General features: G+C 71.9%; 13 protein-coding genes. 3 read left to right on the top strand and 10 right to left on the bottom strand.

The annotated features are described in order from the left end of the window. Positions 1-4: 4 nt before the first annotated feature. The gene (gene guaA, locus ACWCRD_RS10790) at positions 5-1585 is read right to left on the bottom strand and encodes a glutamine-hydrolyzing GMP synthase (RefSeq protein ID WP_450965520.1); all 1581 of its coding nucleotides are present in this window, start codon (positions 1583-1585) and stop codon (positions 5-7) included. A 407-nt stretch (positions 1586-1992) separates the two neighbouring features. Here guaA and ACWCRD_RS10785 point away from each other — a divergent pair, with 407 nt between their 5' ends. Beyond that, positions 1993-2295, top strand: a complete 303-nt coding sequence (locus ACWCRD_RS10785) for a chorismate mutase (protein WP_344404597.1) — start codon at positions 1993-1995, stop codon at positions 2293-2295. Between the two features lie 586 nt (positions 2296-2881). Here ACWCRD_RS10785 and ACWCRD_RS10780 read toward each other — a convergent pair. Continuing rightward, a complete protein-coding gene (locus ACWCRD_RS10780) occupies positions 2882-4015 on the bottom strand; it encodes a hypothetical protein (protein ID WP_450965519.1) in 1134 nt (377 codons plus the stop codon). 305 nt (positions 4016-4320) lie between these two features. Between ACWCRD_RS10780 and ACWCRD_RS10775 the strand changes: the two genes are divergently transcribed. Beyond that, positions 4321-5298 carry an LAETG motif-containing sortase-dependent surface protein gene (locus tag ACWCRD_RS10775; RefSeq protein ID WP_450965518.1) on the top strand — a complete coding sequence of 326 codons (978 nt, stop codon included), beginning with the start codon at positions 4321-4323 and terminating at the stop codon, positions 5296-5298. A gap of 89 nt (positions 5299-5387) precedes the next feature. Here ACWCRD_RS10775 and ACWCRD_RS10770 read toward each other — a convergent pair whose 3' ends face one another. From ACWCRD_RS10770 to ACWCRD_RS10755, 4 genes are all read right to left on the bottom strand, one after another. Beyond that, a complete protein-coding gene (locus ACWCRD_RS10770; RefSeq protein ID WP_450965517.1) occupies positions 5388-7166 on the bottom strand; it encodes a GMC family oxidoreductase N-terminal domain-containing protein in 1779 nt (592 codons plus the stop codon). Positions 7167-7194: 28 nt separating this feature from the next. Continuing rightward, the gene (locus ACWCRD_RS10765; protein ID WP_450965516.1) at positions 7195-8808 is read right to left on the bottom strand and encodes a succinic semialdehyde dehydrogenase; all 1614 of its coding nucleotides are present in this window, start codon (positions 8806-8808) and stop codon (positions 7195-7197) included. 136 nt (positions 8809-8944) lie between these two features. After that, complete coding sequence (locus ACWCRD_RS10760; protein WP_450965515.1) at positions 8945-10855, bottom strand: protein kinase domain-containing protein; 1911 nt, start codon at positions 10853-10855, stop codon at positions 8945-8947. Between the two features lie 49 nt (positions 10856-10904). Further along, positions 10905-11807 carry an MBL fold metallo-hydrolase gene (locus ACWCRD_RS10755; protein ID WP_450965514.1) on the bottom strand — a complete coding sequence of 301 codons (903 nt, stop codon included), beginning with the start codon at positions 11805-11807 and terminating at the stop codon, positions 10905-10907. Between the two features lie 72 nt (positions 11808-11879). Here ACWCRD_RS10755 and ACWCRD_RS10750 point away from each other — a divergent pair, with 72 nt between their 5' ends. Continuing rightward, a complete protein-coding gene (locus ACWCRD_RS10750; protein ID WP_450965513.1) occupies positions 11880-12782 on the top strand; it encodes an AraC family transcriptional regulator in 903 nt (300 codons plus the stop codon). A 7-nt stretch (positions 12783-12789) separates the two neighbouring features. On the opposite strand, the gene ACWCRD_RS10745 is transcribed toward ACWCRD_RS10750, so the two are convergent. The 4 genes from ACWCRD_RS10745 to ACWCRD_RS10730 all read right to left on the bottom strand — a co-directional run bounded on the left by ACWCRD_RS10745 (position 12790) and on the right by ACWCRD_RS10730 (position 20736). Next, positions 12790-14364 carry a serine/threonine-protein kinase gene (locus ACWCRD_RS10745; RefSeq protein WP_450965512.1) on the bottom strand — a complete coding sequence of 525 codons (1575 nt, stop codon included), beginning with the start codon at positions 14362-14364 and terminating at the stop codon, positions 12790-12792. Positions 14365-14461: 97 nt separating this feature from the next. Next, complete coding sequence (locus tag ACWCRD_RS10740) at positions 14462-16075, bottom strand: serine/threonine-protein kinase (protein WP_450965511.1); 1614 nt, start codon at positions 16073-16075, stop codon at positions 14462-14464. A 72-nt stretch (positions 16076-16147) separates the two neighbouring features. Next, entirely contained in the window at positions 16148-17830 is a 1683-nt protein-coding gene (locus ACWCRD_RS10735) for a serine/threonine-protein kinase (RefSeq protein ID WP_450965510.1), read from the bottom strand. 161 nt (positions 17831-17991) lie between these two features. After that, positions 17992-20736 (bottom strand): protein kinase, encoded by a 2745-nt coding sequence (locus ACWCRD_RS10730; RefSeq protein WP_450965509.1) that lies wholly within the window; start codon positions 20734-20736, stop codon positions 17992-17994. Between the last annotated feature and the right edge of the window lie 132 nt (positions 20737-20868).

Here is a 20868-nt window from a genome sequence, read left to right as displayed (position 1 = left end):
GGACCTACTCCCACTCGATGGTGCCCGGCGGCTTCGACGTCACGTCGAGGACGACCCGGTTGACGTCCGCGACCTCGTTCGTGATCCGGGTCGAGATCCTCGCGAGGACGTCGTACGGCAGGCGCGACCAGTCCGCCGTCATGGCGTCCTCGGAGGAGACCGGGCGCAGGACGATCGGGTGGCCGTAGGTCCGGCCGTCGCCCTGGACGCCGACCGAGCGGACGTCGGCGAGCAGGACCACCGGGCACTGCCAGATGTCGCGGTCGAGGCCGGCCGCGGTCAGTTCCTCGCGGGCGATGGCGTCGGCCTCGCGCAGCAGGTCCAGACGCTCCTTGGTGACCTCGCCGACGATACGGATGCCGAGGCCGGGGCCCGGGAAGGGCTGGCGCTGGACGATCTCCTCCGGCAGGCCCAGCTCCTGGCCGACCATCCGGACCTCGTCCTTGAACAGCTTGCGCAGCGGCTCGATCAGCTGGAACTCGAGGTCCTCGGGGAGGCCGCCGACATTGTGGTGGGACTTGATGTTGGCGGTGCCGGTGCCGCCGCCGGACTCGACGACGTCCGGGTAGAGGGTGCCCTGGACCAGGAACTCCACCGCCGGGCCCTCGTCGGCGATGATCTCCGCCTGGGCCTGCTCGAAGACCCGGATGAACTCGCGGCCGATGATCTTCCGCTTCTCCTCGGGGTCGGAGACCCCGGCGAGCGCCTTGAGGAACCGCTCCTGAGCGTCCACGACCTTCAGCTGGACGCCGGTCGCGGCCACGAAGTCCTTCTCGACCTGCTCGGTCTCGCCCTTGCGCATCAGTCCGTGGTCGACGTACACGCAGGTCAGCTGGGAGCCGATGGCCTTCTGGACGAGCGCCGCCGCCACGGCGGAGTCGACGCCGCCGGACAGACCGCAGATGGCGCGCTTGTCGCCGACCTGCTCGCGGATCGCGGCGACCTGCTCCTCGATGACGTTCCCGGTGGTCCAGGAGGGGGTCAGGCCCGCACCCCGGTACAGGAAGTGCTCCAGCACCTGCTGGCCGTGCGTCGAGTGCATGACCTCGGGGTGGTACTGGACGCCGTAGAGCTTCTTCTCGTCGTTCTCGAAGGCGGCGACCGGGACGACGTCCGTGGAGGCCGTGACGGTGAAGCCCTCGGGGGCGGCGGAGCAGGCGTCGCCGTGCGACATCCACACCGACTGCTCGTCCGGGGTGCCCTCGAAGAGGGTGGAGCCGGTCTTGGAGACGTGCAGAGGAGTACGGCCGTACTCGCGGGCGCCGGTGTTGTCGACGATGCCGCCGAGGGCCGTGGCCATCAGCTGGAAGCCGTAGCACATGCCGAAGACGGGGACGCCGGACTCGAAGATCTCGCGGTCGAGGCGCGGGGCGCCCTCCGCGTAGACCGACGAGGGGCCGCCGGAGAGGATGATCGCCGCCGGGTTCTTGGCGAGCATCTGAGCGACCGGCATGGTGCTCGGCACGATCTCGCTGTAGACCCGGGCCTCGCGGACGCGACGGGCGATGAGCTGGGCGTACTGCGCGCCGAAGTCGACGACCAGGACGGTGTCGGGAGCGGCGGCAGCGGAGGTCGCTGATGACACGGGGTGCCTTCCGGCGGTTGGGCGAGGGGTTGTGGTACCGAGTCTAACCGGGGTGCTGGTGGGTGACCTCACCGTCCCTGTGGGGGCTGCCGCCCCCAGACCCCCACTCTCGGCCTGAACGGCCTCGTCCTCAAACGCCGGACGGGCTGACAATGCCCGCCCAGGTCTCACGATGCGAACCATGTTGGACGTCACCGTCGGGCCGGGCATACTGGCCCCATGCTCACGCTCGCGACCTTCCTCTTTACCTATGGCAACCGGCCCGCCGGCTGCCATGGTCGTGCCGCTTGAGCTACTGACAAGCGACTTCCCAGGCGCCCCGGGCCGACAAGGCCCGGGGCGCCTGTCGTTTTCCGGGTCCTGCCGCTCCGGGGCACCGCACCCACCCACCGATGAGGAGCCCCGACATGACCGCCACCGCAGCCGAGAAGAACGTCGCGGAGAAGACCGGCGCCCGTACCCCCGAGGCCGCCGGAGTGATCACCGGCGCGCGGGAGCGCATCGACGCTCTCGACGACCGGATCATCGGCCTGATCCAGGAACGGATGGCCGTCTCCGCCGTCATCCAGGAGGCCCGGATCGCCTCAGGCGGGCGGCGCGTGAACCTGTCCCGCGAGATGGAGGTCCTCGGCCACTACAGCGAGGCCCTCGGCAAGCCCGGTACGTCCCTCGCCATGACGATGCTCGAACTGTGCCGCGGTCGCATCTGAGTTCGCAGACCCTTTAACCCGTACGGCGCGTGACCGCCCGGCGAGCCCCTTCGTTGGTGGTGGTGTCCGTGCCAGCCAGGGGCGGGCCCGAAAGAACCACGCGTGGCTTGCTGGAGTGATGAGACGTACGGGTCGTGCCGAACGTCGTGGGACCTCACTCCAGGGTTGTGACCGGACGGCAGGGGACAGCAGCCCGGTCACCCAAGAGAACGGTCGGCTCCGGGGACGCCCGGGGCCGACCGGCGGAAAATGCAAAAATGCACAACCCTGGGTCAAACGGTTGCGTACGCCCCGTCCATCCAGCACGATGCGTAGAAAGCCCCCAAGTCCCGTCGCAGACAACTGCATTGCTTGCACTTCCGTACCGTCAGAGGTCGAGACCATCCGTGCGCCCCGAATGCGCCGGGGCGGCGACCCAGGGCACACAGGACAAGCGGCGCAACCCCCCGGCGCCGCTCCCAGGCACCGGCGCTGCCCTGACGTCGGTGCTGACGGAGAAGGGCCCCGCGGCGCAAGCCCGCGGGGCCCTTCGCATGTCCGTGTGCCGATCGGGCCTCCGTGTACCGGTCGGACCCTCGTGCACCGGTCAGACCCTGGACACCGTCCCGCAGCCCTTCGTGAGGCCGTCGTCGATGCCCTTGCTGCGGTCGTACGGGTCCGTCGTCGGGCCCGTGGGAGGGGCGCCGGTCGCGGTGTCCGACGTGAACCCCGGGTGCAGATAGCCGTCGTACACATCACAGGCGGAGTTGCCGATGTCGCGGTCGTAGCGGCGGATGGTGATCTTGCCGGGGGTGACCTTGTAGCGGGCCGGGTCGGACATCTGGATGTCGAGGACGCGGCGCACGATGGTGCGGGTGACCTCCTTCGAGCCGTCGGTGCGGGCGACCGGGTAGACGAAGGTGTAGTCGGCGTGCACGGCGACGGAGGACTGTTCGCCGGCTGTGAAGGTGATGCGGCCGCGGGTCTTGATCACGTCGCCGACGAGTTTGACCTGCGCCGGGTCGAAGCGGCTGAACAGGGACAGCGGATCGTGCTTCTCGTCCGGCTTGGCCAAGGCCGTGTTGAGCCGTGCGAGGAGGTCCTTCTGCTGCGGTTCGATCACGCCGAGCGCGGTGGCGGGGCGTTCGCCGCGCAGGGTGGCCGAGTTGAGGTTCGCGTCGACCAGAAGGGTCCTGGTCTGCTGCAGGGCCTGCTCGACCTGGGCCTTGGAGAGCGTGCCGACGGCGGTCGCCTTGGGCAGGACGATGCCCGCCGCGCCGTCGGCCCAGCGCTCGGCCGGGGAGCCGGCGAACGGCCGGGCGAAGGAGGGGGTTTGGGAGTCGGCCGGGGAGGGCGGGGCGGTGGGGGCCGCGGTCTCCGCCGGGAGGGGGGAGACGGAGGGGCCCGCGTGGTCCTTAGTGCCGAAGGGGTCACCGGGGATGACCGACGGCTTCACGGCCACGACGGCCACGGCAGCGGCGAGGAGCACGCCGAGCACCGGCCAGATGCGGCGGCGCCGTTCGGGGCGGGCCGGACCGGCGCGCCAGTTCTCCGGGCTCTCGCCGCGCGCGTCCTGCTGCCGCAGCCGCTCGGTGACCATGCGGGCGCGGGCGGAGGGCTCCTTGGGTGCGGAGCCGAGCTCCGCCTCGGTGTCCTTGAGGAACTTGTCCCACACGTCGTCGGGTATGGAAGGCTCCTCGCCGGAACCGGATCTCCGCTCGTCGGACGGTCTGTCGGCCACGGCGCGGACGCCTTTCTGTGAGGGCTCTCGGGGGGTTCTACAGGGGCTCATCGAGGTACTCGTCAGGCGGCTGTCATGTGCATCGTCTGTCGAGCAGGCAGAGCGTACGTGACCGGGCTCGCATTAAGAATGCAGCTTCGTGAACTGCCGCTTGCCGGTAGTGAGTGACGTAGGCCACATAAGAATTCTGTGAATGCCGACACAACCGTTCACAGGTTGCACGGGTCCAACCCTGCGAACCAAGGGCCACACCCGCGCCCCACACGCGGAGCCCTCCCATTGGACTGGACTCCCCTGAGGTTGTCATGAAGCTTCGTCGTGCCATGGGCGTCGCGGCCGCCGCCGCGGTCATCGCGCCCCTCGCGCTGCTGTCCGCGCCCGCCGCTTTCGCGGACGAGACGCCGACCGCGAGCGCCACCGAGACCGTGTCCGAGACGCCCACCGAGACGCCGAGCGACACGGCCACGGCGACGGCGACGGACACCGGCCTGCCCACCGGCACGGCCACCCCGAGCACCCCGGCCTCCAGCTCGGCGCCGACCGCGAGCGAGTCGGGCAAGCCCACGGCCTCCACGTCGGCCGAGCCGAGTGAGGACCCGTCGCCCTCCGACGGACCGGTCGGCGAGTGCAAGGACTCCAAGGTCGACGTCAGCATCACCGGCCTGCCGGGCAAGATCGCGGCGGGCAGCGGCTGGCACAAGTTCTCGCTGAACGTCGCCAACAACTCCGACTCCACGCTGAACGACCTCGACTTCTTCGCGGGGGCCTCCCCCGACAAGAACGGCGAGGACCTGTTCAAGAGCAAGCAGGTCCGGCTCCAGGCGTGGAACCCGGACGACAAGGTCTGGGAAGACCTCGACGAGGGCGGTTACGCGGTCGGCTACGTCGGCTACGCCGACGAGCTGAAGCCCGACTACGCGATCGACATCCCGCTCCGTGTCAACGTCACCTCGTCCGCCCCGGTGGGCGCCGGCTTCTCGCTCGGCGCCACGATCTACGGCGACAGCGACGGCGAGTGCACCGGCTACGGCGACGTCGCCTACAAGTTCCAGATCGTGTCCAGCGGCACGGACACGTCCGGCACCAAGCCGCAGGAAGGCGGCGAGGCTCCGGTCACGGACACGAAGCCGTCCAGCGACACACCGAAGGTCACCGGCAGCCTCGCCGAGACCGGCTCCAGCTCCGCCCTGCCGGTGATCGGCCTCGTCGGCGGTGTCGCCGTCGTCGCCGGTGCCGGTGCGGTGTTCGCGGTGCGTCGCCGTCGGGCCGGCGCGGGCGCGTAACAGCAGCTCACTGCAAGGAAAGAAGGACCCGCACTCGGAGGGGGGTGCGGGTCCTTCGCTGTGTCTGAGCGGCTTCTGCGCCCGAGCGGCTACTTCTTCGGCGGCATGGCCGGCATCCCCAGGAACGGCAGCTTCAGTGCGCCGAAGGCGTCCGCCGGGACCGCGGGGGCCTTGGGCTCCACCGGCTTCAGGCGTTCGTACGCCGCTCCCTGGGCCGGACGCGGGTCCTCCTCGCCCTTGTTGGGCCAGTACGACATCGCGCGCTCGGCCTGGGCGGTGATGGTGAGGGACGGGTTCACGCCCAGGTTGGCCGAGACCGCCGCGCCGTCCACCACCGAGATGCCGGGGTGGCCGTAGAGGCGGTGGTACGGGTCGATCACGCCGGTCTCGCGCGAGCTGCCGATCGGGCAGCCGCCGAGGAAGTGGGCGGTGAGGGGGGTGCCCATGAGTTCGCCGACGTTCGAGCCCGCGAAGCCGTTGATGTCGGCGGCGATCGCGGAGGCGCCCTCCGAAGCGGCCCTGATCTGCTTGGGGTTGGGGGCGCCGTGGCCCTGGCGGGCGGTGAGCAGGCCCTTTCCGACGCCGTCCGGCTTGAGGTACGTGGTCAGGGAGTTGTCCAGCGACTGCATCACCAGGCCGATGATGGTCTTCTCCGACCAGCGGCGGTTGGAGAGGGAGCGCAGTACGAGGACGGGGTGGCGGGCCGCGTTCGCGAGCCAGCCCATGACCCTCGACGAGCCCTCCGCGTACGGCACCTGGAGGATGGAGAGGCTGCCCATCGAGTTGGAGCCCTTGCCGTAGCGGACCGGCTCGATGTGGGTGTTCTCGTCCGGGTGGATGGACGAGGTGATGGCGACTCCCTGCGTGAAGTCGACCTTCGGAGCGCCGGTCGCCTTGCGGTAGCGGCGGTTGTCCGTCTGCGCGCCGACCAGCGCCTCGGAGTTCGTACGGGTCAGCTCTCCCAACTTGTCCGAGATGTACGGGAGTTGACCGCCGGCCTTCATGCGGTGCAGCAGGGTCTGGGTGCCGTAGGTGCCGGCGGCCAGGACCACCCGGCGGGCCTTGAAGGTGCGGCCCTTGCCCTTCTTCTTCTGGTCGGTGGGGAGGGTGGCGACGGCGTAGCCGCCCTGCGAGTCGTCCGTGATCGACACGACCGTCGTCATCGGGTGCACCACCGCGCCCGCCTTCTCGGCGAGGTGGAGGTAGTTCTCGTTGAGGGTGTTCTTCGCGCCGTGCCGGCAGCCGGTCATGCACTCGCCGCACTCGGTGCACGCCCTGCGGGCCGGGCCCGCACCGCCGAAGTAGGGGTCGTCGACCTGCTCGCCGGGCGCCGCCTTCGCCTTCCCCTCCGCGTCCTTCCCGTCACCGAAGAACACGCCGACCGGCGCCATGTGGAAGGTGTCGCCGACGCCCATCCGCTCGGCCGCGGCCTTCAGGTGCACGTCGGACGGGGTCATCGTCGGGTTCAGCCGTACGCCGAGCATGCGCTGGGCCTGGTCGTAGTACGGCTTCAGCTCCTCCTGCCAGTCCGTGATGTCACGCCACTGGGGGTCCTCGAAGAACGGCTTCGGCGGTACGTAGAGGGTGTTGGCGTAGTTGAGGGAGCCGCCGCCGACGCCTGCGCCGGCCAGGACCATGACGTTGCCCAGCAGATGGATGCGCTGGATGCCGTACATGCCGAGTTTCGGCGCCCACAGGTAGTTCCTGAGGTCCCAGGAGTTCTTGGGGAGGGACTCCCGGGTGAAGCGGCGGCCGGCCTCCAGGACACCTACGCGGTAGCCCTTCTCGGTGAGGCGAAGGGCGGTGACGGAACCGCCGAAGCCGGAGCCGACGACGATGACGTCGTAGTCGTAGGTGTCCTGTGACACGTGCTCTCCTCGTTGAGAACGGGTGTTTCTACTTGAAGCGCAGGGCCTTCATCAGCCGGAGGCTGCGGCTCATGAACTGCGCGTACTTCTCGTCGTCCATGCCCAGCGAGGGGGCCATCGGCAGGAGCCGCTGGTGGGCGACCGTCTGGGCCTCCGTGTACTTGAGGATGCCCTCGGAGCCGTGGCGGCGGCCGAGGCCGGAGTCCTTCATGCCGCCCATGGGCGACTGGACGCTGCCGTAGGCGGGGGCGTAGCCCTCGTTGACGTTCACGGTGCCCGTGCGCAGGCGGGCGGCGACCTCGCGGCCGCGGCTGCCGTTCTTCGTCCAGACCGAGGAGTTCAGGCCGTACGGCGTGGAGTTGGCGTGCTCGATCGCCTCCTCGTCGGTCTTGAAGCGGTAGATCGAGACGACCGGGCCGAAGGTCTCCTCGGTGCAGACCGACATGGGCTCGGTGACGCCGTCGAGGATGGTCGGCTCGAAGAAGTACGGGCCGATGTCGGGACGGGCGACACCCCCGGCGACGACCTTCGCGCCCTTCGCCACGGCCTCCTCGACATGGCGGGTGACGGTCTCCAGCTGGCGTTCGCCGACCAGGGAGCCCATGTCGGCGCCGTACGCGAGGGACGTGCCGAGGCGCATGGCCTTGGTGCGGGTGGCGAAGCGCTCCAGGAAGGCGTCGGCGATCGACTCGTGGACGTAGAGCCGCTCGATGGAGATGCAGAGCTGGCCGGCGGAGGAGAAGCAGGCGCGGACCGCGCCGGCGGCCGCCTTCTCGATGTCGGCGTCCTCCAGGACCAGCATGGCGTTCTTGCCGCCGAGTTCGAGGGAGACGCCGACCAGGCGGGCGGCGGCGCCCTGGGCGACCTCGCGGCCGGTGCGGGTGGAGCCGGTGAAGGAGACGTAGTCGGCGTGCTTGACGACCTCGGGGCCGACGACGGGGCCCTCGCCGAGGACGACCTGGAAGACGTCGGCCGGCAGGCCCGCCTCGATGAGCAGGTCGCGGGCCCACAGGGCGGTCAGGCAGGTCTCCGTGTCCGGCTTCATGACGACCGCGTTGCCCGCCACGAAGGCCGGGAGGGCGTCGCCGACCGAGAGTTCCAGGGGGTAGTTCCAGGGGGCGATCTGGCCGACCACACCGCGCGGGTGACGGAGTTCGGTGACCTTGGTCAGCGTCGGCATGGCGCCCGCGTGGCGCTTCGGCTTCAGGTAGGCGGCGGCCCGGCGGCCGTAGTGGCGGCTCGCCACCGCGACGGCCTGGACCTCCTCGTGGGCGTGCAGCCGGGCCTTGCCGGTCTCCAGCTGGATCAGATCGAGGACCTCCGCCTGGCGGGCGAGGATCAGGTCGTGGAAGCGGAGTAGGACGGCCGCGCGCTGCCGGACCGGTGTCTGCGCCCAGACCGCCTGCGCCGCGCGGGCCGCGTCGAAGGCCTTGGCGACGTCCTCGGGCGTGGACTCGGGCAGGTCGGCCAGCTTCTCGCCGGTGAACGGCGTGTGGTTGGCGGTGCGTCCGGAGCCGACCACGCCCTTGGTGAGCTGCGCGACCAGCTCGGGGGTGACCACGTCGGCGGCGGTACGGGCGCCTTCGGGGGCGGGGGCGAGAGGGTTCGTGCCGGTCTTGGCCTCGGCATGCGCTTCCGTCATGAGCCGCAGGGTATGACGGCGCGGGGCCTTTGGGTACCCGTCGGTAACGCGGCTTCACGCAGTACACACACGCCGCCAGTGCTCACTGGCAAGGTTTGCGCTGATCAGGCGTTGCGCGGGGACGACGGGGAGCGGTTCAGCTTTTTCCGATCACGAGGCGGTCACGTGCGCCCTTGAAGAGGGTGGTGCCCTTTTTCTCGGCCGGGGTGCCCTTGGGCATGTCCACGCGCAGTTCGTACATGCGTCCGTCATCGGTGCGGATCATCAGCTGCATCACCCGGGCCGGGGTGCCGTCCAGACCGTAGGTGGTGTCGGCCTGGACGGCCTCGTAGCCGTGGAAGGTGGTGCGGGTGTACTGGGTGCGGGCGTCCCCGTTGTAGCTGTTCCAGCCGGCGTGCGCCTGCTGCGCCTGGGCCATCGGGGAGCGGGGGGCCTTGTCCCACTGGGTGAGGCGGATGGTGACCTTGCCGTCGGGTCCGTCGTACTCGACGAGACGGGGCGGGCGCGCGGCGCTGCCTTCCCTGGCGGACTCCCGGTAGCGGCTGGGCAGGGTCAGCACCGCGTTCATGCCCTGCTCCCGGTGCGCGGTCCAGACGGCGGCGCTGGGGCCGGGGGTCGCCTCGCGGGCCGGAGTCTCGGTGAGGGTGGCGGTCCGTTCGGTGACGCCTCCACTGTCGGATTCGACGAAGTAGGAGGTGCCGAGCCAGGTGCCGCCGACGAGCAGGGCGGCGAGCGCGGCGAGGGAGGTTCGGCGGCGCAGGAGGGCGCGCTTCGGGGCGGGGCCCGGGTGGGGGACGCTCGCGGTCGCGGGTTCGGCGGTCGGCTCGGGGCCGGACGGATCGGGTCCGGCGGACGGATCGGGTCCGGCGGACGACTCAGGCCCGGCGGACGACTCCGTGCCGGACGGCTCAGGCCCTGCGGACGGCTCAGAGCCAGCGGACGACCGAGGGCACGACGACTCGGGTCCTTCGGGCGATCGAGAGCCGGACGGCTGAGGCCCGGCGGACGGCTCGGATGCCGGGCGAGAGCCGGAGGTGGGTGCGGTGTCGGATTCCGGTACGGCCGCGGGGGCCACCGCCTCCGCCGCAGGGGCCGGCGCGTCCGGCACCGGCGCCGCTCCCAGTCGCACGGTCCCCACGTCGTCGGAGAACTCCCGCAGCCCGGCCGCGTCCTGGACCGCCACCACACCGGCCGCGGCCTGCGGCACCGGCCAGCCCTCCGCCACCGCCTCCAGCACCGCGCCGGTCTCCTTCGCGCCCGGCCGCTGCTCCGGGTCCTTCATCAGCAGCCGGGCGATCAGCGGGCCGAGCGGGCCGGCCTGTTTCGGCTCGGGTGCCTCGGAGGCGATGACCGCGGCGAGCGTGGACTCCACCGTCGTACGCCGGAACGGGGAGACCCCCTCCACGGCCGCGTACAGCAGCACGCCCAGCGACCACAGGTCTGAGGCGGGACCGGCGCCCCGGCCCGACATCCGCTCGGGTGCGACGAACTCCAGGGAGCCGACGAACTCCCCGCTGACGGTGAGGGATTCCTCGCCCTGGACGTGGGCGATGCCGAAGTCGGTGAGGACGACACGGCCGTGCGCGCCGAGCAGGACGTTGGCGGGCTTGACGTCCCGGTGCACGATGCCGACGGCGTGCGCCGCGTCCAGGGCACCGAGGACGGCGAGGCCGATACGGGCGGCCTCGGAGGCCTCGACGGGACCGCGCTGGAGGACTTCGTGGAGGGACTCGCCGCGGATCAACTCCATGACGATCCAGGGCAGTCCGTCCTCCTCGACCACGACGTCATGGATGGAGACGGCGGCCGGGTGGTCGACGCGAGCGGCGGCGCGGGCCTCGCGGTGGAGGCGGTGGGCGGCCCGCCGGTGGTGCTCGTCCTCCGGTTCTCCGGGCAGCCGCGGCTGCTTGACGGCGACGTCCCGCTCCACGAGTTCGTCGTACGCCTGCCAGACGGTGCCCATGCCGCCGGAGCCGATGCGTTCGGTCAGCCGGTAGCGCCCGCCGAGCAGCCGACCTTCGCGCGTCCGTTCGCCGCCTGCACTCATGCCTCATGAGTACCTTGCGGAACGGGGACTTGTCGACGCGGGGCCTGTGTCACGGCGTCCAGGGTGCGAAGGCGAGCGTGTCGCCCCGGCGCCGCACCTCCACGACCCCCGATCCGCCGAAGTGCGCGGGGATCACCAACTCGCCCTCGTCCACGGCTCGTTCGAGTACCCGGCGGCGACTGGTGGCCGCCTGCCCGGGGTCCAGGCAGAAGCAGCTGCTGCACTCGGGGTGCAGGATCTGGACCGGGCTGTGCAGCAAGTCCCCTGCGAACACGGCCCGTTCACCGCGTGAGGCGACGCGCAGGACGGACGAGCCGGGGGTGTGGCCGGGGGCGGCCTCCAGGGTGAGGTGTTCGTCGATGCGGTGCTCGCCGTCCCACAGCACGGCCTGCCCGGACCGGTGCACGGGCGCGATGCTGTCCTCGTGGATCAGCCGGTCGTCCGGTCGTACGCCGCCGCCGTATCCGCCCTCGGGGCCGAAATGACGGTCGTCGGCTGCCGGGAGGAGGTAGTCGGCGTTCGGGAAGGTGGGCACCCAACTGCCGTCCACATCATGGGTGTTCCAGCCGACGTGGTCCCCGTGGATGTGGGTGTTGACGACGACGTCGACGTCCTGAGGCAGCACTCCGGCCTGGGCCAGGCGGTCCGGGAAGTCACCCTGCCGCTGATGGAAAAGGGCGTTGCCGGGCCGCTCGCGGCCGTTGCCCACGCCGGTGTCGACGAGGACGGTGCGGCCGCCGCTGCGGACCACCCAGGTCTGCAGCGCGACCACGGCACGGTCGCTGCCGGGCTCCCAGTGGTCCGGGACGAGCGCCTCCCGGTTGCCCTGCCACACCTCGGGGCCGACGCCCGGAACGAGGTCCCGGGCGGGGGCGTAGGGCGCCCGCCACTCGACGACCCGGAGCACCTCGACGTCACCGATCATGAAACTCTGCACGTTGTCGTCAGCCATGACAGGAACTCTAGAAGCGCCGCGGTGAGCATTCCAATGCCTGTCCCGCTCATTCGGATACGCTTGCGTCTCATGGACGTGGTGAGTGACGCGATCTCCGCCGTACGCATCGGCCAGCCCTCCTCGAACCGGCTGCGGGTCGCCGGCACCTGGTGCACGCGGCTCTCCCCGTACGAGGGCGCGGGGTTCCACGTGGTCCTCGCGGGCGGCTGCTGGCTGCTGCCCGACGGAGGAGGCGAGCCGGTGACGCTGGGCGCGGGGGACGTCGTACTGCTGCCGCACGGGGCCGGGCATGTGCTGGCGGACGCACCGGGCGATACGGCGCGTGCCGTGCCCTTCGAGAAGATGAGAGAGCCGGCGGGTAGGCCGGGCGGCCGTGAGGTGGAGTTGCTGTGCGGCAAGTACCGCCTCGACCGCAGCCGCGTGCACCCACTGCTTGCGGAGCTGCCACAGGTCGTCCATCTGCCGAACCGGGTCGGCTCCCATCCCGAACTGCGCGCTGCCGTCGACCTGCTGGCCCGCGAGCTCGACGAGCGCCGCCCCGGTTCCTGCCTGGCCCTGCCGAGCCTGCTCGACCTGCTGCTGATCTACATGGTGCGGGCGTGGACGACGGAGGCGGACACGGCGACGGGTGCCTGGCCGGCCGTACTCAGCGACCCGGTGGCCACGGCCGCCCTCCGCGCCCTGCACTCGGACCCGGCCGCCCCCTGGACCAACGACCGCCTGGCAGCCGAGGCGGGCGTCTCCCGTGCGACGCTGGCCCGCCGGTTCACCGCCCTGGTCGGCCGCCCGCCCATGGCGTATCTGACCTGGTGGCGGCTGACCCGCACGGCCACGCTCCTGCGCGACAGCGACGCCCCGCTGGCCTCGGTGGCCCGTTCGGCCGGGTACAGCAGCCCGTACGCCCTGTCGCACGCGTTCAGCAGGGAGTTCGGGGTGACGCCGGGGAGGTATCGCGCTCAGGTGCGGCGCTGACGGGGGGTCAGGGCTTGTCGATGGCGAGATTCGCGATCGCCGCCTGCGCGACCTCGCGTCCGCGCCCGGTGAAGTCACCCCTGCCGGGGTAGCTGACGATCAGCTTGTAGAGGTCGCCGGCCGAGGACTTGTAGTAGAAGATCCGCACTTCGCGCTGGAGCGGGTGCTGACTGTCGTTGGTCTTGTAGTCCACCGTGTTCTCGGCCGATGGCTTGTTCTTGTACGTCGTCAGCCTGGTCTTCGTCTTCGTCTGCGGACCGCCGGGCATGTTCAGTTCGTACGCCCCGCTCTGCTTGAACGTGCCGTTGTCGTCGTACATCTGGGCGGCCGCGGAGTCCTTTATGGCGCCACCGGTGTCCTCGGACTTCTTCTGGAGGCTCAGGGTGATCCCGATCGCGCCGCTCGGGTCGCTGTACGTGACCCAGTGGTTCTTGTCGGTCTTCCGGTCGGGCACCTGCCGCTCGTAGCCGCCCGGTACCGCCAGCGTCGCGGCCACGTCGCTCTCGTGGTGGGTCTTCCAGCCGTCGGGCAACGGCCCCGCGAAGGGATTCGCGATCACCAGGTACGCCGCCACGGCCGCCACGAGGACGCCCGCTGCGGCCCCGAACCACGCCTTGCGGCCGAACCGGAACCCCCGGGTGACGATCCGCCCGGGCTGTGTGGGCTGCAAGGGCGCCGCGACCGGCGGGTTCGCGGTCCGTTCCAGCAGCGCCCGGACCTGGGCGGCGTTCGGACGTCTCGCCGGGTCCTTCTGCAGCAGGCCCGTGATCAGCTCGGCGAGCGGTCCCGACGCGGAAGCGGGCGGCGCCGGCGTGGCGTTGAGGACCGACTGGAGCGTGGCCGGTGTGTTGCTGCGGCGAAAGGGGGAGACGCCCTCCGTGGCCGCGTAGAGGACCACGCCGAGGGACCAGAGGTCGGAGGCCGGACCGGGGCGCTGGCCCAGCACCCGTTCCGGGGCGATGAATTCGGGCGAGCCGACGAAGCCCCCCGTGTCCGTCAGGCTGGTCTCGCCCTCGATCTGGGCGATGCCGAAGTCGGTCAGGACCACGCGGTCGTGGCGGCCGAGCAGCACGTTGTCCGGCTTCACATCGCGGTGCAGGATGCCCGCCGCGTGCGCGGCCTCCAGCGCGCCGAGCACCTCCAGGCCGATCCTGGCGGCCTCGCGGGCGTCCAGCGTGCCCTCCTGGAGGGCGCTGCCGAGCGAACGGCCCTGCACCAGCTCCATCACGATCCACGGCCGGCCGTCGACGACCGCCACATCGTGGACGGTGACCACCGCCGGGTGGTCGAGACGGGCCGCGGCGCGGGCCTCGCGACGCATCCGCTCATAGGCGTTGACACGTTCGCGTTCGGGAAGATGGTCCGGGACGCGGGGCTCCTTGACGGCGACCTCGCGGTCGACAGTCTCGTCCTTGGCGCGCCACACCGTGCCCATGCCACCGTGCCCGAGCTTGGCCAGCAGCCGGTAACGGCCCGCGACGAGACGCCCGGCGCCGGGCTCCGACTGCCGAGGCCTGGGAGGTTGCAGAACAAAACTCGTCGTGTCGTCGGACTCATGGCCGACGCCCCCGCTGCTGCTCATGGACCATCCATATCGCGCCAGACGCCCGTGCAGCCAGGGCCGGCGCATTCCGGTCACACACCCGTGACGTATCCCTGGGTGATCCAGGACCTGCGCGTCATCCGGCCACGAAGGTGTCCGCTGCGACGTCGAAGTACTCCTTCGCCTCCCGCACCTTGCCGACCGGCGCCGACACCCACACGTCGTACATCCGGCCGCCCTCCTCCCAGCACAGGTCGTACGTGTGCCGAGGACCCTCGGCCGTGCTGAAGCCGTTCCAGGTGAACTCCCAGAGGGCGGCCGGTTGTCCGTGCTGGGTGGTCGAGGTGACCCGGCCGTCGTGGTAGCCGGGGTTGGTGTCGGAGCCCTTGGCGGCGGCGCGCCGCATCACCGCGAGCGGGCCGCCCGTGTCGGGGCCGGTGGCCTTGATGCCGAGGCGGAAGGTCTCCCCCGGTGACAGGTAGAAGACACGCTCGCCCTGCGGGGAGCGGGTGAAGTCCTCCGGTACGGCGAGGGAGAAGCCGGCCGGGTCCTCGGCGACGCGGTAGCCGGAGGGGGCGGAGGGGCGGGTCGCCGTGACGGGGGACTTGGACGGCGTGCGCGAGGGGCTCGGGGTTGTGGGGGTGGGTGACGGGGATGCGCTCACCGAGGTCCGTGGCGCCGGACTCGTCGGCGTACCACCCCCTTCGCCGCCCCCGTTCATGAGCAGCGCCGCCGCCGAGACCCCCGCCCCGGCCATCGCGGCGACCAGCAGCGCGGCCACCAGCACGCCCCGGGTGGACTGCCTGGTCTCCACGGTGGGCGACGGAGTCGGTGCCGGCGTGGGCAGCGGCGAGGACGGGCGGGGCACGTCCTGCTCGGTCGGTGTGTAAGTGGGGGGCAGGGCCGGGGTGCGGCCGGTGTCGCGGTAGGCGCGCAGCATCCGCTCGGCCTGCTCCGCCGTCAGCCGTCGGTCCGGATCGCGCTCCAACAGGCCCAGTACGACGGGAAGAAGCGGCTCGGCCTGCGCGGGCGGCCGTATCTCGTCGAACACGACGGCGTGCAGGATGCCGCCGAGCGAGTCGCGCCGGAACGGGGACTCGCCGCTCAGCGCGGTGCACAGCAGCGCGCCCAGCGACCACAGGTCGGACTCGGGGCCGGTCCTCGCCCCGGACATCCGCTCCGGCGCGGTGTACTCGGGCGAGCCGACGAACGAGCCGGTCTCGGTGAGCGTGGTGGCTCCCGCGACCTGCGCGATGCCGAAGTCGGTGAGGACGACCCGGTCCGTGCCGGACTCCAGCAGGACGTTGGCGGGCTTGATGTCGCGGTGCAGCACCCCGGCCTCGTGCGCCGTGCGCAGGGCGCCGAGCAGGGCGGCGCCGATCCGGGCGGCCTCGGCGGGGGTGAGCGGTCCGCGCTGGGAGATGCGGTCGGCGAGGGAGCCGCCGCCGATCAACTCCATGACGATGTACGGCCGTTCGTCGTACTCGACGACATCGTGGACGACGATGATGTGCGGGTGGCGCAACTGGGCCACCGCCCGCGCCTCGCGCAGGGTGCGGTCGCGCTGCCGCCTGGTCTCCTCCGCGGAGAGCGTCTCGTCGAGGTCGAGGGGAAGCTCCTTGACCGCCACCTGCCTGCCGAGCAGCTCGTCGGTCGCCCGCCACACCACGCCCATGCCACCGCGCCCGAGTCTCGCCTCGAGCCGGTAACGGCCCGCTATGACACGGACGCCTTCCCCCTCGGTCCCCATGCGCCCCATCATGCCCCACCGGACGGATGTGCTCCGGGGCGGTGACCGGCCAACCCCCGTCCGGCCCAACGGTTACGGGGAGGTCTTCTCCTGCCAGCCCTGCAGGACCCACCTGAACTGCTTGCTCGTGGTGGCCCAGTCGGCCGCGGGCGACGAGATGTAGATCGCGTACTCGGTGCCGTCCCCGGACATGTACGTCTCCTCGACGGCGCGCCGCGGACCGGGGAAGGGGACCCCCTCCTGCCCCTCCAACGCAGTCCAGGTGTACTCCCAGACGGCGCCGGGCCGGTCGCGGTAGATGTTCGATTCCAGCCGCACGCGGTGGTAGTCGGCGAAGCGCTGCTTGAGCGTCTGCTCCAGGTTCAACTGGTGGGAGCGGGCGTCCTTGAAGTCCGGTGCGGTGTCCTTGGCGATGCGGACGAAGTGCTTGCCGTTGTCGGGGGTGTAGTCGACCTGCCTGAGCTCGCTCGGGACTCCGACGACCTTCCGGCTCCAGCCCTTGGGCAGGTAGACGGTGAAGCCCCAGGGGTCGTGGTACGCCTGCCACGCGGCAGGAACGGTTCCGTTGGCGTCCGGGCTGGGCGAGCTCGTGGGAGTCGGGCTCTGCGATGCGGAGGTACCGGCCGTGCCGCTCGGCGTTTCCTTGTCCCACGACTGGAGCGCCACGGCCGCGCCCCCGCCGACGATCGCCGCGAGGGCGATCGAGAGGACCAAGGTGCGCAGGCGACGGCGTTTCGGCGCGGGGCCGGTGCTCGTCCGGTGCTCCGGGCCCAGCCCGGTCGGCCCGATCGACGTCGGCCCGGTCGTCGGCGGGTACGGCGTGCCGGAGCCCGTCTGCGGTGCCGTGCCGGAACCGGTGTGCGGCCCCGTGGCGGTGCTCCCGGTCTCGTAGCGGGAGCCGGTGTGCTGGGTCGGCACGTACGCCTGCGCCGCGTTCGACCGCCGTCCCTCCGCCGCCTCGGCGAGCATCTGCTCGGCCTCGGCCGCGGACGGCCGTGCGGCGGGGTCCTTGTGCAGCAGCGCGGCCATGACGGGCCCGAGCGGGCCGGCGTGCTGCGGATCGGCGGCGTTCTCCTCCACGACCGCCTGCATGGTGGACAGCGGCGAGGTGCGGCGGAACGGCGACCTGCCCTCCACCGCCGTGTACAGCGTGGCGCCGAGCGCCCACAGGTCGGAGGCCGGGCCCGGGTCGTGGCCGCGGACCCGCTCGGGGGCGAGGTAGTCGACGGAGCCGACGACCTCTCCGGTGCGGGTGATCGTCGTATCGCCCTCGATCTGGGCGATGCCGAAGTCGGTCAGCAGGACACGGCCGTCGTCCCCGATGAGGACGTTGCCGGGCTTCACGTCGCGGTGCAGCACCCCGGCGGCGTGCGCGGCCCGCAGCGCGCGCAGCACCCACAGTCCGATGCGCGCGGCCTCGGCGGGCTCGACGCGGCCCCGCTCCTTGACGGCGTCGGCCAGCGAGTGGCCCTCGACGAGCTCCATAACGATCCACGGGCGGCCGTCGTGTTCGAGCACGTCGTGCACGGTGACCACGGCGGAGTGGTTGATGCGCGCGGCGGCGCGCGCCTCCGCCCGGGTGCGGGCGAGGAGCCGCTCCTGTTCGCTCTCGGACACATAGAGCGCGGCGGTCAACTCCTTGATGGCGACGGCACGGTGCAGCACCTCGTCGTGTGCGCGCCACACGCGGCCCATGCCGCCGCTGCCGATCGAGTCGGCGAGCCGGTAGCGGCCCGCGACAAGCTGGCCCTGCATCTGATTCACGTTGCCCCGCAATGCTCTTGACAGGGTCAGACTAAGGACCGGTCCGTCAACAGGGAACAACGGGGGTCCCAAGGAGACCGCACTGTGACGGTTGTCGCTTCGGTGCGCAGGACGCAACCGTTCGGCCCCTCACGGGCTGTTCACAAACGGGATCAGCGGGTCACCTGATAGGTGGCCGACGCCTGCTCGTACAGCTTCGTCACCTCGTCCCGCTGCGACTCGGGACCGCGCACCTGCACGATGTGGTACCGCCCGTCGATGAGCATCACGAGGTTGCGCACATACAGGTCGTTCCCGCTGTCGTCGGTCCAGGTGAACTGTCCTTCGGCCATGGTGCGGGTCCCCACCGTGACGGTGCGCAGCCCGGTCGCGGTGGCCCAGCTGGAGCTGCGGTACGGCTGCAACTCGTGTTCCGTGTCCCGCTGGTACGCCATGGGGTCGCTGCCGTAGGTGACCGCGCCGTCGCGTCCCTTCACGACGATGAGCTCGAAGGCGCCGTGCGAGTACACCACCTGGTTCCAGTCGTTCTTGCCGGCCCGGGACCAGCCCTTGGCCACGGCGATCCGGAAGCCCTCCGGATCGTTGCGCAGCGTGAAACCGTCGGCGAGGGCCGGCCCGCTGGTCTGGCTCTCCGTCGCGGTCGCCGAATTGGACGGGCTGTCCTTGGACTTGGGCGAGGTCTGGTCGGGGCGGGGCTGGCTGCTCGCCCCCTTGCCCGACTGCTCCGGGGCGGGGCTGACCTCCCCCGTGCTGCCGGTACGGTCGCTGCCCGCGTCCTTCTGCCCGGCCTTCGGCATGAAGAGCACAGCGTACGCGACCGCCGCGGCCAGCAGGAGCAGTATCAGCACCAGCAAAATGCGGCCGAGGCTGCGCGGCGAACCCGCCTGCTCCTTGGCCCGCTTGTGCCGTCCGTGCGCGCTGGTCGCGGGCAGTCCGGCGCGCCGCCTGCGCACCAGCTCGCCCCGCCGCCGTACGACGGGCAGCCGGCTGGCGTCGGCGGGCGGCGCGGCGATGACGTGCGCACCGGCGTCGGGTTCGGGCGCGGACCGCACGAGGGACCGCAGCCAGCCCCTGAGCTCCTCGAAGTCCAGCCGCTCGGTCGGGTCCTGACGCAGCAGCGACTCCACGACCGGCCTGAGCGGCCCGCACTCCTCCGCGAAGGCGGGCGGCTCGGCGCACACCATCTGCACCAGCTCGGCCGTCGACTCCTCGGGATACGGCGCATGCCCCTGTACGGCCCTGAAGAGCAGCGCCCCGAGCGCCCACAGGTCGGTCGCGGGTCCGATGGGCGCAGCCAGCTGCCAGTTCTCGTGCACGGGCCCGGCCTGCTCCGGCGCCCACCGCTCCGTCACGGGCCCCACCACGGCCATCCGCGCCTGTCGGGCCCGCTCCGCGGCGAGCGGGGTGGCGGGGCCGCGCGGGGCGGGGGTGCCGGCCACGAGGTCGTCCCAGCGGCCGGGGGGCGCGGCACCGGACGGGAGCGGGGCGGGAGTGTGGGAGCCGGGCGCCGGAACGCCGGTCGGGGGAGCCTTGTCGAGGCGGGGGGTCGGAACGCCGGAGGTCGAGGGAGCACCGGCGCCCGGCACCGAGCTGCCGCCGTTGCCGTAGGGGCCCCCGCCGGTGTAGGGGCCGCCGTCGCCCGGCGGGAGTGCCGTACGACCGCCCTGGCCCGCGAGACCGGCGGCTTCACCGCCCTCGACGGCCGGCGCGCCGCCGACTCCGCTGCGGGGCGCGGCCCCGTGCCAGGCGCTCACTCCGTACGGGTCGGCTATCTGCCCCGGCGCGTTCGTGGTGCGCGGCGAGGTCTCGACGCCGTCGCCGGACGTGTGGGGCTGCGCGGTGCCGTTGGCCTGCGAGGCAGGGCCGCCCTCGGGCGCGGAACGGGCACCGGGCAGCGCCGCCCGCCCGCTCTGCTGCGCCTCCTGCACCCTGGCCGCGGCCCGGGCGCCCGCCCGGTACGCGGCGATCGCCCCGGCCCGCGCGGCCCGGATGTCCCCGCCGGTCTCCAGGGCCTTGGGCGCGAGCGCACCCGGCGCCCCCGCGCCGTTCGCCGTGTCCGCCCCGGCGCTCGGCAGCCCCCCGGCGGTACGCGCCCGGATGGCGGCACGCCGAGCGGCCTCGGGGTCGCCGCCCCCGGGACCGCCTTGAGCAGCCTGGTATCCGGTGGGGCCCTGGTCAGTCTGCGCCCCCTGGGCACCCGGCAGACCCGGGCCGCCCGGCCCACCAACGGAACCGCCAGCAGGTCCGAACCCGCCGTCCCCGTCACCCTCCGGAGCCGGCACCGGGTCGTACCCGCACAGCGCCTCCTCCGCCGCCCCGACCGCGAGCCCGGTCAGCATCACCCGGCCGTCGTCGCAGACCAGCACCGTACGGGCGGTGATGTTCCGGTGCACCCAGCCATGGGCGTGCAGCACCCGCAGTGCCATCAGGACGTCGGAGGCCACCTCGGCCGCCCGATACGGCGTGAGCGGCTTCTCGGCGAGCAGCGCCGCCAGCGGCCGTGCCGACACCAACTCGCTGACGATCCACAGCGAACCGCCCTCGGCGAACACGTCGAAGACCTGGTCGAGCCGCGGGTGGTCGGGGATCTGCGCCGCGGCCTGCGCGGCCTCGACCGCGCGCCGGACCGCCGGGTCGGTGGGCCGCCGCACCCCGGTGCGCGCCGCGGACCGCCCGCTGCCCCGCTGCCGCGGGTCACGCGCCGTGAAACCGTCCGGCAGACCCTCCGCGTCGAGCACCTCCGCCTCGACGACTTCGGGCAACGGCACCTGCCTGACCAGGACTTCCTGACCGCTGTAGGTGTCGAAGGCGCGGGTGTCGGTGAGTTCGTACTCGTCGGCGGGTGGCAGCGGCAGGCGGTAGCGGTCGGCAAGGACCCGTCCCGCATAGTCGTCCACGTTGCCTCCCCCGGCCGCCCGGTTGGTCAATTCCGTTCGCCTTGCGCCCCGTTCCGCACCCATACCTGGCTGCGTACGGTCCGCAAACACTCACGATACGTGCCGGAGGCAACCCGCAATGAGGGGATGCCA

The sequence above is a fragment of the Streptomyces sp. NPDC002092 genome (genome assembly GCF_053593775.1).
The sequence above is the reverse complement of the archived record's forward strand: the minus strand, read 5'-3'. Positions and strand labels throughout refer to the sequence as shown.

Excerpts from the sequence above, each read along its gene's own strand:
- ACWCRD_RS10775 (WP_450965518.1), top strand. The coding sequence starts at position 4,321 with ATGAAGCTTCGTCGTGCCATGGGCGTCGCGGCCGCCGCCGCGGTCATC.
- ACWCRD_RS10745 (WP_450965512.1), bottom strand. The coding sequence starts at position 14,364 with ATGAGCAGCAGCGGGGGCGTCGGCCATGAGTCCGACGACACGACGAGT.
- ACWCRD_RS10760 (WP_450965515.1), bottom strand. The coding sequence starts at position 10,855 with ATGAGTGCAGGCGGCGAACGGACGCGCGAAGGTCGGCTGCTCGGCGGG.
- ACWCRD_RS10785 (WP_344404597.1), top strand. The coding sequence starts at position 1,993 with ATGACCGCCACCGCAGCCGAGAAGAACGTCGCGGAGAAGACCGGCGCC.
- ACWCRD_RS10750 (WP_450965513.1), top strand. The coding sequence starts at position 11,880 with ATGGACGTGGTGAGTGACGCGATCTCCGCCGTACGCATCGGCCAGCCC.
- ACWCRD_RS10735 (WP_450965510.1), bottom strand. The coding sequence starts at position 17,830 with ATGCAGGGCCAGCTTGTCGCGGGCCGCTACCGGCTCGCCGACTCGATC.
- ACWCRD_RS10765 (WP_450965516.1), bottom strand. The coding sequence starts at position 8,808 with ATGACGGAAGCGCATGCCGAGGCCAAGACCGGCACGAACCCTCTCGCC.
- ACWCRD_RS10740 (WP_450965511.1), bottom strand. The coding sequence starts at position 16,075 with ATGGGGACCGAGGGGGAAGGCGTCCGTGTCATAGCGGGCCGTTACCGG.
- ACWCRD_RS10755 (WP_450965514.1), bottom strand. The coding sequence starts at position 11,807 with ATGGCTGACGACAACGTGCAGAGTTTCATGATCGGTGACGTCGAGGTG.